Genomic DNA, 12,175 nt, shown 5'->3' with positions numbered 1-12,175 from the left:
CTCCCCCGAAATCTGAACCTCTCGGAGACACACCATGGCCACGATCCTGTTCGTGATGACCGGCGCCGACCACTGGACGCTGAACGACGGCACCCGGCACGCCACCGGCTTCTGGGCCGAGGAGGCCGTCGCGCCCTACGAGGCGTTCCGGGCGGCGGGCCACCAGGTCGTCGTCGCCACGCCCGGCGGTGTCGTCCCGCCCGTCGACAAGGGCAGCCTGGCCGCCGAGGCCAACGGCGGCCAGGAGGGCGCCGACCGGATCGCCGCCGGACTGGACGCCATGGCCGAACTGCGCCGCCCGGTCCGTCTGGAGGACGTGGACCTCGGCGACTACGCGGCCGTCTTCTACCCGGGGGGCCACGGCCCGATGGAGGACCTCGCCGTGGACGCCGCCTCCGGCAGGGTGCTGGTCGAGACCCTGGAGTCGGGCAAGCCGCTCGGGGTGGTCTGCCACGGCCCCGCCGCCCTGCTGGCCGCGGTGCGCGAGGACGGGTCCAACGCCTTCGCGGGCTACCGGGTCGCCGCCTTCACCAACGCCGAGGAACTCCAGGCCGGCCTGGGCGAGAAGGCCAGGTGGCTGCTCCAGGACCGGCTGACCGAGGCGGGTGTCGACGTGCGGGCCGGCGAGCCGTGGGCGCCGAACGTGGTCGTCGACCGCAATCTGGTCACCGGCCAGAACCCGGCCTCCTCCGAGCCGCTCGCGGCCGAGCTGCTGAAGCAACTGGGCTGACCGCCGAGAGGGGCGTGGGCACCCCGACGCCGGGCGAGCGGGCGCATCGGCACCCCGCCCCGACGCCGGGCGAGCGGGAACAGCCGTCGGCACCCCGCCCCGACGCCGAGCAAGCCGCAACAGCCGTCGGCGCCCCACCACCCGGCAGGCGAGCGTCGGCACCCCGCCGCGGCGCCGGGCGAGCGGGTACATCGGCACCCCGCCGCGACGCCAGGCAAGCCGCAACAGCCGTCGGCGCCCCACCACCCGGCAGGCGAGCGTCGGCACCCCGCCGCGGCGCCGGGCGAGCGGGTACATCGGCACCCCGCCGCGACGCCAGGCAAGCCGCAACAGCCGTCGGCACCCCACCCCGACGCCAGGCAAGCCGCAACAGCCGTCGGCACCCCACCGCCCGGCAGGCGAGCACGGAGCATCGCCCGGCAGGCGAGCACGGAGCATCGCCCGGCAGGCGAGCGCGGAGCATCGCCCGCGGCGTCAGCCGAGCGGGAACGGGGCATCGGCCGCCGGTCCGCGCGCATGCGCGCCGGCCAGCACCTCCAGGGCCTCGCGCAGCCCGGCGGGCCGCGGCATCCCGTGCGCCGCGCGCCCCGCCCAGCCGGGGCCGCCCAGGACGACCGTGGGCCGGCGCCGCGCCCCGTGCACGCCCCACCGCGTGTCGGCGACGTGGCGGGCGAGCGCCACGCTCGCCGCCGAGCGCGCCTGGGCCCACAGGACGACCGCCGACGGCCCCAGGCGCCGGACCGCGGCCGTCAGCGCCTCCGCGGGCACGGCGGCGCCGAACATGCGGGTGCGCAGCCCCAGGTGGCTCAGGCCCGCGTTGAGCGCCTCCAACGGCAGGGTGTGCTGCTCCCCGGGCACGCAGGCCAGCAGCACCGGCGCGGCCGCGCCCGCCCCGTCCCCGGGCGCGGGCGGCCTGGTGGCGCGTCGCAGGGTCGTGGAGACGTGCCAGGACAGCAGGTGCTCGACCTCGACGTACCGGTCGCCGGACGACGCCCACTTGCGTCCCACGGCGTGCAGCGTCGGCACCATCACCTCCTGCCAGGCGACGGTCAGTCCGTGCCGCTCGACGGCGGCGGCCAGCTGCTCCTCGACGGCCGGCGCGTCGAGCCGTACGGCGGCGCGGCCCAGTCCCCGGCACTCCTGGCGCACGTCACCGCCGAACGGCAGCGCGCCGGCCGCGCGGGACCGGCCGACTTCGGCCGGCTCCGGCCCGGCCGGTGCACTGCCGCCCGCCTCGGCCCCAGCCGCCGCGGTCCCGGCCGCGGGCACGTCGACGGTCCCGGCCCCGCCCGGCGGCACCGGCCCCGCCCCGCCCCCCTCCGGCACCGGTCGTGGCTCGCCCCCTTCTTCCCGCGCCGCCCGCACCGTTTCCCGCGCCGCCCGCGCGGCCTCGGCGGGCGGTACTCCCGCGGCCGTCAGCCGGCACATCGCCTCCAGTACGGCCACGTCGTCGGGCCGCCAACGGCGGTGCCGGCCGTCGGCGCGGACGGCGGGGCCGATGCCGTACCGGCGGTCCCAGGAACGCAGCGTGGTGGGCGCCACGCCCAGGCGTCGCGCCAGGGCACCGGTGGTCAGGCCGGCGTCCTCGGGACTCGGGAACTCGCTCATACGACGACGATACGACGCACTATCGACGCACGTTGAGGCACCGCAGCGGCAGCTCGCACGATGACGGCACCGGGACGCCCCGGACGAACGTCCGCACCGGCCCGACGACAGGCCGCCCGACGTGAGGAGCCGCCGCCATGAGCCCGCCGACCATCGCTCCGGCCCCGCCCGCCCCCACGGCTCCGGCACGGGTCGTCGACGCGGACCACTTCCCCGACGAGGAGCTGGCGCGCGGCCTCGTCGCGGGCGACGAGGCGTGCCTCGCCGCCGCGTACCGGCGCTGGTCCACCCTGGTGCACACGCTCGCCTGGCGCTCGCTGGGCGACGCGAAGGAGGCCGAGGACGTCACCCAGCAGGTGTTCCTCGGTGTATGGCGCGGTCGCGCGGGCTACCGGCCCGAGCGCGGCGCGGTCGGCGGCTGGATCGTCGGCATCACCCGGCGCAAGATCGCCGACGCCCTCGCGGCCCGCACCCGCCGGGGGAACCTGGTCGCCTCGGCCGGTTCCGTCCTCGCCCTCGCCGATCCCGGACGCGACCGCCCGGAGACGGTCCTGGACCGCGTCGTGCTGCGCAGCGAGCTCGCCAGGCTGCCCGCGCCCCAGCGGCGGGTGCTGCGGCTGGCCTTCTACGGAGACCTGAGCCAGACCCAGATCGCGGCGCTCACCGGCTGGCCGTTGGGCACGGTCAAGAGCCATGCCCGGCGCGGCATGCACCAGCTGCGACGCCGCCTGGAGAACGAGACGTACGGCTGACGTACGGCTCACGCACGAGCGCCGCGCGGCTGAGGACTCCCCGGCCGCCCGGGCCCCGCAGACGTTATCGACGCACGAACGCTGCGCGCGCCGAAGGACCGCCACCCGGGTGGAACCCCGCGTCCGGCGCATCCGGAGGGCGTCCGGCACCGGAAGCCCTTCGCGCGGCAGCCCGCTCCCCTTCGGGCGCCGCGGGCGGGAGCGCGGCCCCGCTCCCCCCTCGCCCCCGGAGAGTGTCGGTGCCCTCCGGGGGCGAGCCCCTTCGCAGCACACCCCCAGCACACCCCCCAGCCCAGCACACCCCGCAGGCACCCCGGGCACACGCCCGTGTCGCGGTATCCGCCCCCACCCTGACCTCTACACATAAAGGGCAAATAAGCGCAGAATGAACCTGCGCGGCGCTTACCGCACACCGCGCCAGACGCGGTCAGGCCTGCAAGTCAAAGGAGACGAGTCATGGCCAACGTCTCGCCCACCCGAGGCGACATGTCGACTCACCCCGATGTATCCGAGATGCGCGCACGGTACGAACGCATGCTCGGTGGTCGTGATGTGGCGCTCGTGGACGGACCGGTGTTCCTGCTCGGTCTGTACTGCGCCGTATCCCCGTGGATACTGCACTACACCGCCAGCCAGCCCGCGCTCGTGGCGCACAACCTGATCATCGGCATAGCCATCGGTCTGCTGGCACTCGGGTTCACCGCGGCTCCGGCCCGCATGTACGGCCTCAGCTGGGCCATGTGCGCTCTGGGCATCTGGATGATCATCGCCCCGTGGGTCGTCGGCGACAGCCCGGACGCAGGTGTCATCGTGAACAACATCGTCATCGGCGCCCTGGCCCTGATCCTGGGGCTGATGTGCGCCGGTACGGCGGCGAAGAGCGTCCCGAAGCGGTGACCCCGCAGGACGGGAGGCGAGCCGGCCGGTCCGCGAGCGGGCCGGCCGGCTCACGTCGGCGTCTGGTTGGAGGTACCGGTAGCCGCGCTCGGCGGCGGCGCGACCCCTGCGACGGCGACGACGGCGACGACCGTGTCCGGGGCCGACGCCCGCCACATCGATGACGGGCAGCACGCGGACCCCGTCGGGTGGTGCGGCGTCGAGTCCGGGCCGGCACCCGCAGGGCCGCCCTTCGGGCGACGACGGGAAGGTGACGCCAGGACCTAGGCTGGTCGGCGAAGATCGGCGACACCCGATGGCCAGGAGGTCCGTGGACGATGGTGAAGGACGACGAACTCCCGTACGTGCGCCGGTGCGTCGAGCTGGCCGCCGAAGCGCTCCGGTCCGGGGACGAGCCGTTCGGCTCGGTGCTGGTCGGCGCCGACGGCACGGTGCTCGCCGAGGACCGCAACCGGGTGGCGTCGGGCGACCGCACCCGCCACCCCGAGTTCGAGCTGGCCCGCTGGTCCGCGGCCCGGCTCTCGCCCGAGGAGCGGGCGGCGGCCACCGTCTACACCTCCGGGGAACACTGCCCGATGTGCGCGGCCGCCCACGCCTGGGTGGGCCTCGGCCGCATCGTGTACGTCGCCTCCTCCGCGCAGCTCGCCGCCTGGCTTGCCGAGTGGGGCGTACCGGCAGCCCCGGTACGGGCCCTGCCGGTCCAGGAGGTCGCGCCCGGGGTGGCCGTGGAGGGACCGGTCCCCGGGCTGGCGGAGGAGGTACGGGGGCTCCACCGGCGGTTCCACGGCGCCTGAGGGCGGGGGCGTGACGGTCGCCGCCCGCCCGGAGCGGGCCGGTGGACGCCCTCGGTGGAGAGCGGGGTCAGCGCCGCACGCCCGGCCGGTACCGGCGGTACAGGAGTGCTCCGCCGAGCACCAGGGCCGCGCTGCCCACGGCGGCGGGGACGGTGGCGTCCGCGCCCGTCCGGGCGAGGGACTCGCCGACCGCTTCGGGCACCTCGGGTGCCTGGGGCGCCGGGGCCTGGGGCGCCCGGGCCGCCGGGACCGTCTTCGGGCCGGTCGGGCCCGGCCGGGACGCGGCGGGCGGCGTGTTCCGCGGCGGCTCCGGCGCCGGCTCCGCCTGGGGCGCGGGCTCCCCGCCCGAGGTGTTCACGGACTCGTTGCCGAACACCGGGTTCAGGATGCCGACCACGTCCACGCTGTTGCCGGTGGCGTTGACGGGGAGGTCGACCGGCGTCTGGACGCCGTTGCCGGAGACGACGCCCGGGGAGTGCGCCGTGCTGCTGGTCGCCGTCGCACCGCCGCCCGGCTTCGTGCTGTGGCCCGGCCTCGCGCCGCCGCCCGGTTTCGCGCCGTGGCCCGGTTTCGCGCCGGAGTGGCCGGAGCCCTCGTTGACGCAGGTGTTGCCCGCGGCGGGGTTCAGCAAGCCCACCACGTTCACGGTGTTCCCGCACAGATTCACCGGGAGGTGCACCGGCACCTGAACGGTGTTGCCGGCGATCACCCCCGGCGAGCCTGCCGCCGTGCCGTTCGCGGCGGAGTCGGCGAACGCGGGCATCGTCATGGCCATCGCGCCCGATGCGGCGGCGACGGCGATCACACCGTTTCGGGTAACCCGTCTCATGGGTCCCTGCCTTCCAGACATGTCGCGGGCGCTCGCCCGCACCCCGTAGAACGCGGACGAACCGTCCGAGTTATGCCTATTCGGTCTTTCACCCCATTGGGTGTCACCTCGTCGAACACACGACACCTTGCCCCGACAGCCCGCGCGCCCTGCCCCGACAACCCGCGCGCCCCCTGCCACGGCGGTTCGCGCGCCCCCTCCCCCGGCGGCCCGCGACGGGCGCGGGATGGCCACCGCGCGGGCCGCCACCCGTCCGGAGGCGGCCCCCGCGGGCCCCGCCTATCGTGGGCGGGGGCGTCGGCGCACGGTCCGCCGTGAGGCGCCCTTGGAGGCACTGATGCTGGCCAAGCTGTCTGGGCGGCCCGTGCCGCGGCGCCGCGCGCTCGCCGTCGCCGCCGCAGCCGTCACCCTGCTGGGCGCGGGCCCGCCCACCGCGATCGCGGACACGGACGGTGACCGCCACCCCGGTCTGTCACGGTTCTACGACCAGAAGGTCACCTGGCAGCCGTGCGAGGGCGAGGGCATGCCCGACGATCTGGAGTGCGGCAAGGTGGCCGTCCCCCTGGACTACGCGCACCCCGGGGCCGGTTCCCTGGACCTGGCGCTCGCCCGCTACCGGGCCACCGGCGACAAGCGGGGCTCGGTGCTGCTGAACTTCGGCGGGCCGGGCGGCCCGGGCGTCGCCGGTCTCGCCTACGGCGGCAAGGAGTTCATGGGTCTCACCGACGGCTACGACGTGGTCTCCTTCGATCCCCGGGGCGTCGGCCGGTCCGCGCCGGTCAGCTGCGGGGAGGGCGAGGAGGACGCGCTCGCCGCCCTCGACAACACCCCGGCCGACGCCTCCGACCCTCGGGTGCTGCTGGAGCGGCTGAAGGACGCCGCCGCCGCGTGCGCCGAGCACTCCGGGCCCGTCCTGCCGCACATAGGCACCGTGAACGCGGCCCGGGACATGGACGTGATGCGGGCGGCGCTCGGCGACGACAAGCTCAACTACCTGGGGTTCTCCTACGGCACCCGGCTCGGCGCGGTGTACGCCGCCCAGTTCCCCGACCGGGTGGGCCGGCTCGTCATGGACGGCGTGGACACGCTCACCGAGCCGCTCGCGGAACAGGGCGTCGTGGGCGCCCGGGGCCAGCAGAGGGCACTGGAGTACTTCGTCGGCTGGTGCGCCGACGACATCGCGTGCCCGTTCGGCCAGGATCCGCGCCGGGCCCGCGAGGAGGTCGTACGGCTCGTCCGCTCGCTGGACGAGGACCCGGTGGCGACCGACTTCGGCGACTGGTTCACCGGGCAGGACCTGGTGGGCGCCCTCGGGCAGGGGCTGTACAGCAAGGAGCTGTGGCCGTCCCTGGAGCGGGCGCTGGCGCAGCTCGTCGAGCACGGGGACACCAGCGGCGTCATGGCGTTCGCGACCGGCGGCCTGGGGCTGCCGTTCCGCGGCCCGGGCGGCGGCGCCGGACCCGCCGGGAAGCCGGAGAACGCCGGGCAGCCGACGCACGCCGAGGACGTCCCCCTCGACAACCTCCCGGCGGCGCTGATGGCGATCAACTGCGCGGACGACCCCGACCGCCCCACCGCCGCCCAGGTCACCGCCGACCTGAAGCGGCTGCGCGCCGTCTACGAGAAGGCGTCGCCGGTCTTCGGCCGGTACCGGCTCACCCAGGTCCTGATGTGCTACGGCCGTCCCGAGGGCACCGACTACATCCGCGACGAGGTCAAGGACCTCGACACGCCGAGGATGCTGCTCGTGGGGACCCGCGGCGACCCGGCGACGCCGTACCGCTGGACCGTGGAGACGGCGAAGCGCCTCGGGTCGTCGGCCGTGGTGCTGGACAACCGGGCCGAGGGGCACACGGGGTACGGCTCGTCGAAGTGCGTCCACCGCAAGGTCGACGACTTCCTGCTGTACGGCTCGCTCCCGCCGAGCGGCAGCTCGTGCGGGGCGGACGAGGACGGCTGAGTGCTCCGGTACCTGCCGCTGCTGCTCGTCGCGGCCGGCGCGGCCGGGACGGCCACGGCCGCGGCCGTCCTGTCGGCGGGCTGGTGGTGGGCGGCCGGTCCGCTGCTGGCGCTGACGGGGCTGGGCTGCCGGGACCTGGCGCAGCGCCGGGACGCGGTGCTGCGCGGGCGGCCCCTGACCGGGCGGCTGCGGCGGGGGCGGGCCGTCGTCCGGGAGCGCGCCGGGGACGTGGACGTGTACGCGGAGGGCCATGAGTTCCTCGTGCCGTCCCTGCGCCCGGTGGAGCCGCCCGAGGAGGCACCGGTGGTGCGGGTGGGCGGGCCCGACTGCCGCCAGCCGTACGACATGGCGCTGCTGAACGTGTCCGCGATGAGCTTCGGGGCACTGTCGCCCCGGGCGGTCCTCGCGCTCAACCGGGGCGCGCGGCTGGGACGGTTCGCGCAGGACACCGGGGAGGGCGGGCTGTCGGAGCACCACCTGCGCGGGGGCGGGGACCTGATCTGGGAGATCGGGACGGGGTACTTCGGCTGCCGGACCGGCGACGGGGGCTTCGACGCGCGGGAGTTCGCGGACAAGGCGGCGCTCCCGGAGGTGAAGTGCGTCTGCCTGAAGCTCTCCCAGGGGGCCGCGCCCGGGGGTGGCGGGGTCCTGCCGGGAGTGAAGGTGAGCGCCGGGGTCGCACGGGAGCGGGGGGTGCCGGTGGGCGGGACCGTGGTGTCACCGCCGTGCCACCGGGTGTTCTCGACCCCGCGGGAACTGGTGCTGTTCCTGGCGCGGCTGCGGGAGCTGGCGGGCGGCAAGCCGGTCGGGTTCAAGCTGTGTGTCGGCTCGCGCCGGGACGTCCTCGCGGTGTGCAGGGCGATGCTCGCGGAGGGCGTGGCGCCGGACTTCGTGGTGGTGGACGGGGCGGAGGGCGGGACGGGCGCGGCGCCGGCGGAGTCCGCCGGGCGGCTGGGCATGCCGCTCACCGAGGGCCTGATCACGGTCCACAACGCGCTGGTCGGGTCCGGTCTGAGGGACCGGGTCCGGATCGGGGCGAGCGGGCGGGTGGCCACCGGCCCGGACGTCGTCCGGCGTCTCGTCCAAGGCGCCGACTACACCAACGCGGCCCGCGCGATGATGCTCGCCCTCGGTTGTGCCGAGGCCCGGCGCTGCCACACGGGCGCCTGCCCGGCGGGCATCACCACCCAGGACCCGCTGCGGGCGCGCGCCCTGCACGTGGGCGAGGGGTCCCTCCGGGTCCAGCGCTACCAGCGGGCCACGGTTCGCAGCGCCGTCCGCGTCATGGCGTCGATGGGCGTACCGGACCCGGCCGGCCTCACCCCCGCCCACCTGGTGCGGCGCACGGGGCCGGGCACGCTCCGGTCCTACGCGGAGCTGTACGCGTGGCTGGAGCCGGGCGAACTCCTCGCCGGGCCGCCGAAGGCATGGGCGCCGGACTGGGAGACGGCGGACCCGGACGCCTTCGGCCGGCCCGTTCCGCGCGGGGACGCGGACGCCTTCGACCGGGGCCGGTGACCGGCCGCCGTCACCGCCGCCGCCCGCGGCGGAGAGCGGGGTAACGGAGAGCGGGGGGAGCGAGCGCGCGGGGAGAGCGAGCGCGCGGGGAGAGCGAGCGCGCGGGGAGAGTAGGCGGCGGAGGCACACGGCAGAGAGCGGGGGCGGAAACACACGGCAGAGAGCGAGCGGCGGCGGAAGCGCACAGGCTGGAAGGCGTCGGGGCGGCGCCGAGAGCCCCCGACAGGCACCAAGAGCCCCCGACGGCCGGGGCACGCCCCGCCCGACAGATCCCCCAGTGCCCCGAATGCCCGTCACGCGAATCCGCCCTATCGTGCTGCTATGGAGCACGCACTCAGCCCAGCGACCCTCTCCGAACTGCGCCGTCCGCGCCCCTACCCCGCGGTGTCCGTGCTGACCCCGACGCACCGCCGTGAACCGGACAACGCCCAGGACCGGGTGCGGCTGCGCAATGTCGTGGCCGAGGCCAAGAAGCAGTTGGAGGCCGATCCGTCGGTCACCCGCGACCGGCGCGCCGATGTCGCCGGACAGCTCGACCGGGCCCTCGCCGAGGTCGATCTGACGCACGCCGAGGACGGCCTGGTGATCTTCGCCGCGCCGGGTGAGCACCAGGTGTGGTCCCTGGGCCGCCCCGTGCCCGAGCGCGTCGTCCTCTCCGACACCTTCCTCACCCGCAACCTGGTCTCCGCCCAGGCGGCCGAGCGGCCGTTCTGGGTGCTGTCCCTCTCCCCCGACCGCGTCACCCTGTGGAACGGCGGCGCCGACCGGGTCGCCGAGGTCCGCACCGGCGGCTTCCCGCTGGTGCGGAGCCGGGAGAACTTCGACGCCGAGCGCATGGAGCGCATCGGCGACCTGCCGAGCACCTACCGCGACGAGGACACCCGCCGCTTCCTGCGCGACGCCGACGCCGCCATGGCCCGGCTGCTGCGCCAGGACCCGCGGCCGCTGTACGTCACCGGTGAGGAGGCCGCGCTCTCGCTCCTGGACGAGTCGGGCGGCGTCGCCCGGGAGGCGCTGCACGTGCGGCACGGCGGTCTCGCGCAGGGCTCCGCCGAGGCCGTGTGGCAGGCCGTACGGCCGCTGCACGACGCGCAGACCCGCCGGGACACCGCCGCGGTGGGCCGGGAGCTGGACACGGCGCGCGGTCAGCGCACCTTCGCGGCGGGCGTCGACGAGGTCTGGCGGAGCGCCCGGGAGGGCCGGGTCCGGCTGCTCGCGGTCGAGGAGAACTACCGCGTCACGGTCCGCGACGACGGCGACCACCTCATCCCGGCGGGCGGCGGCGACCTGGACTCCCGGGAGGACATCGTCGACGAGATCGTCGAGCAGTGCCTGGAGACGGGCGCCGAGGTGCACTTCGTCCCGGACGGCGCCCTGGGCGACGCGCACGGCATCGCGGGGGTGCTGCGCTACTGAGGCGGCCCTCCCCCTCGTCCGAGGCGCCCCTCCCGGCGACCGGGGCAGCCCTCCTCGGCGTTCTCCCCGGCGGCGTACGCTACGGCGTGATCACCGTCGGGGAGGGAGAACGCACGTGGGTGACCTGCTGGGTGTGGCGGTCCTGGGCGCCGGACACATGGGCGCCGACCATATACGCCGGCTCGACCGGGTGGTGAGCGGCGCCAGGGTCGCCGCGGTGGCCGATGTCGACTCCGCCCGTGCCGAGGAGGCCGTCGCCGGGATCGCGGGCGTCTTCACCCACACGGAGGCGGAGGCCGCGCTGGACGCCCCGGGCGTCGAGGCCGTCCTGATCGCCTCTCCCGGTCCGGCGCACGAGGAGGCGCTGCTCGCGGCGTTCGCCCGCGGTCTGCCGGTGCTGTGCGAGAAGCCCATGGTGCCGGACTCGGCCGGCGCGCTGCGCGTCCTGGAGGCGGAGACGGGGCTCGGCCGGCGGCTGGCCCAGATCGGTTTCATGCGGCGTTACGACGCCGAGTACCGCAGGCTCAAGGCGCTGCTGGACGACGGGCGGCTGGGCCGGCCGCTGATGCTGCACTGCACCCACCGCAACGTCTCCTCCCCGCCGGGCTTCACCAGCGCCATGCTCATCGACAGCTCCGTGTCGCACGAGATCGACGCGGCCCGCTGGCTGCTGGGCCAGGAACTGACGGCGGTCACGGTGCTGCGGCCGCGTCCCTCGTCCGGCGCCCCGGACGGGCTGGCCGACCCGCAGTTCGTGCTCTTCGAGACCGACGGCGGCGCCCTGGTCGACGTGGAGGTGTTCGTCAACTCCGGCTTCGGCTACCAGGTGCGCTGCGAGGCGGTGTGCGAGGCGGGCAGCGCCCGCATCGGGGACGACCACGGCATGCTCGTGACGGCGGGCGGCGCGGCCGGCACGGACGTACCGCAGGACTACCTGGTCCGGTTCGTCGACGCCTACGACCGCGAGGTGCAGGCCTGGGTCGACGCCGTGCGGCGGGGCACGGTCACCGGTCCGAGCGCGTGGGACGGATACGCGGCCGCCGTGGTCGCCGAGGGCGGGGTCCGGGCGTCGGAGACGGGCACACGGGTGGACGTCGGCCTCGCCCCGCGTCCGGCCCTGTACGGCTGACGGCCGGGGACCGGGGCCGGGCGGCTCGCACATCTCAGACGTTGCCGAGGAGGGTTTCGAGCCCGCGGTCCATCGCGGCGCCGACGTCCTCCCGCCCCGCCGCGACCACGGCGTGGCTGCGCAGCAGGAACCGGCGCAGGGCGGCCGTGTCGAACTGGAGCAGGGCCAGTCCGAGCGGCGAGTGCAGTTCCAGCACCGTACGGGCCCGGCCGCACGGCCAGATCTGCACGTCCCCCCGGCCGGCCGGCCCGTCCAGTCCCTCCGCCAGCAGGGCGCGCCCGAAGGTCCAGGTGACGGCCTCGTCCTTCAGGCACGCCTCGGGCGGGAAGTCGAGGTGCACGGCGAGCGGGTCGTCGGAGGAGTAGCGCAGGGTGACGGGAACCGGCAGTTCCCGCTCCTGCGAGGTGATGAGCTCTGCGCGGGCGGGCTGCTGGACGGTGACGGGGGCGAAATCCATGGGCGGTCTCCGCGGCGGTGAGGGGTTTGAGAGGTCGGCCGGTCGGGCGTGCTGCTTGTAGGACCCCGCAGGGGCGCTTCGCATT

11 protein-coding genes are annotated in these 12,175 nt (G+C 75.8%); 8 read left to right on the top strand and 3 right to left on the bottom strand.

The window, feature by feature from the left end:
• The first annotated feature begins 34 nt into the window (after window positions 1-34).
• Window positions 35-730, top strand: a complete 696-nt coding sequence (locus tag ACIP67_RS01270) for a type 1 glutamine amidotransferase domain-containing protein (RefSeq protein ID WP_401685544.1) — start codon at window positions 35-37, stop codon at window positions 728-730.
• 474 nt (window positions 731-1,204) lie between these two features.
• Here ACIP67_RS01270 and ACIP67_RS01265 read toward each other — a convergent pair whose 3' ends face one another.
• Complete coding sequence (locus ACIP67_RS01265; protein ID WP_401685542.1) at window positions 1,205-2,338, bottom strand: MerR family transcriptional regulator; 1,134 nt, start codon at window positions 2,336-2,338, stop codon at window positions 1,205-1,207.
• Window positions 2,339-2,475: 137 nt separating this feature from the next.
• Here ACIP67_RS01265 and ACIP67_RS01260 point away from each other — a divergent pair, with 137 nt between their 5' ends.
• From ACIP67_RS01260 to ACIP67_RS01250, 3 genes are all read left to right on the top strand, one after another.
• On the top strand, window positions 2,476-3,090 hold the full coding sequence (locus ACIP67_RS01260; protein WP_401685539.1) for a sigma-70 family RNA polymerase sigma factor: 615 nt from the start codon (window positions 2,476-2,478) through the stop codon (window positions 3,088-3,090).
• Between the two features lie 456 nt (window positions 3,091-3,546).
• Entirely contained in the window at window positions 3,547-3,987 is a 441-nt protein-coding gene (locus ACIP67_RS01255) for an SPW repeat protein (protein WP_401685536.1), read from the top strand.
• A gap of 317 nt (window positions 3,988-4,304) precedes the next feature.
• Window positions 4,305-4,781 carry a nucleoside deaminase gene (locus tag ACIP67_RS01250; RefSeq protein WP_401685533.1) on the top strand — a complete coding sequence of 159 codons (477 nt, stop codon included), beginning with the start codon at window positions 4,305-4,307 and terminating at the stop codon, window positions 4,779-4,781.
• Window positions 4,782-4,848: 67 nt separating this feature from the next.
• Here ACIP67_RS01250 and ACIP67_RS01245 read toward each other — a convergent pair whose 3' ends face one another.
• Window positions 4,849-5,610, bottom strand: a complete 762-nt coding sequence (locus ACIP67_RS01245) for a chaplin (RefSeq protein WP_401685530.1) — start codon at window positions 5,608-5,610, stop codon at window positions 4,849-4,851.
• A 337-nt stretch (window positions 5,611-5,947) separates the two neighbouring features.
• On the opposite strand from ACIP67_RS01245, the gene ACIP67_RS01240 reads away from it, so the two are divergent.
• The 4 genes from ACIP67_RS01240 (at window position 5,948) to ACIP67_RS01225 (ending at window position 11,633) form a co-directional block, all read left to right on the top strand.
• Window positions 5,948-7,570, top strand: a complete 1,623-nt coding sequence (locus ACIP67_RS01240) for an alpha/beta fold hydrolase (protein WP_401685527.1) — start codon at window positions 5,948-5,950, stop codon at window positions 7,568-7,570.
• Window positions 7,571-9,088, top strand: a complete 1,518-nt coding sequence (locus ACIP67_RS01235) for a glutamate synthase-related protein (protein WP_401685525.1) — start codon at window positions 7,571-7,573, stop codon at window positions 9,086-9,088.
• Window positions 9,089-9,409: 321 nt separating this feature from the next.
• Complete coding sequence (locus ACIP67_RS01230; protein WP_401685523.1) at window positions 9,410-10,504, top strand: chemotaxis protein; 1,095 nt, start codon at window positions 9,410-9,412, stop codon at window positions 10,502-10,504.
• A gap of 115 nt (window positions 10,505-10,619) precedes the next feature.
• The gene (locus ACIP67_RS01225; RefSeq protein WP_401685520.1) at window positions 10,620-11,633 is read left to right on the top strand and encodes a Gfo/Idh/MocA family protein; all 1,014 of its coding nucleotides are present in this window, start codon (window positions 10,620-10,622) and stop codon (window positions 11,631-11,633) included.
• A gap of 34 nt (window positions 11,634-11,667) precedes the next feature.
• Here the strand turns inward: ACIP67_RS01225 and ACIP67_RS01220 are convergent, their stop codons facing one another.
• Window positions 11,668-12,090: an SsgA family sporulation/cell division regulator gene (locus tag ACIP67_RS01220; RefSeq protein ID WP_401685517.1), complete on the bottom strand. Its 423-nt coding sequence runs from the start codon at window positions 12,088-12,090 to the stop codon at window positions 11,668-11,670.
• Window positions 12,091-12,175 lie beyond the last annotated feature (85 nt).

Origin of the sequence: Streptomyces sp. NPDC088812 (assembly GCF_044750285.1) — a bacterium.
Taxonomy (GTDB): domain Bacteria; phylum Actinomycetota; class Actinomycetes; order Streptomycetales; family Streptomycetaceae; genus Streptomyces.
This window is presented reverse-complemented; position numbering and strand designations above follow the sequence as displayed.

Excerpts from the sequence above, each read along its gene's own strand:
- ACIP67_RS01220 (WP_401685517.1), bottom strand. The coding sequence starts at position 12,090 with ATGGATTTCGCCCCCGTCACCGTCCAGCAGCCCGCCCGCGCAGAGCTC.
- ACIP67_RS01250 (WP_401685533.1), top strand. The coding sequence starts at position 4,305 with ATGGTGAAGGACGACGAACTCCCGTACGTGCGCCGGTGCGTCGAGCTG.
- ACIP67_RS01265 (WP_401685542.1), bottom strand. The coding sequence starts at position 2,338 with ATGAGCGAGTTCCCGAGTCCCGAGGACGCCGGCCTGACCACCGGTGCC.
- ACIP67_RS01230 (WP_401685523.1), top strand. The coding sequence starts at position 9,410 with ATGGAGCACGCACTCAGCCCAGCGACCCTCTCCGAACTGCGCCGTCCG.
- ACIP67_RS01240 (WP_401685527.1), top strand. The coding sequence starts at position 5,948 with ATGCTGGCCAAGCTGTCTGGGCGGCCCGTGCCGCGGCGCCGCGCGCTC.
- ACIP67_RS01255 (WP_401685536.1), top strand. The coding sequence starts at position 3,547 with ATGGCCAACGTCTCGCCCACCCGAGGCGACATGTCGACTCACCCCGAT.
- ACIP67_RS01270 (WP_401685544.1), top strand. The coding sequence starts at position 35 with ATGGCCACGATCCTGTTCGTGATGACCGGCGCCGACCACTGGACGCTG.
- ACIP67_RS01260 (WP_401685539.1), top strand. The coding sequence starts at position 2,476 with ATGAGCCCGCCGACCATCGCTCCGGCCCCGCCCGCCCCCACGGCTCCG.
- ACIP67_RS01245 (WP_401685530.1), bottom strand. The coding sequence starts at position 5,610 with ATGAGACGGGTTACCCGAAACGGTGTGATCGCCGTCGCCGCCGCATCG.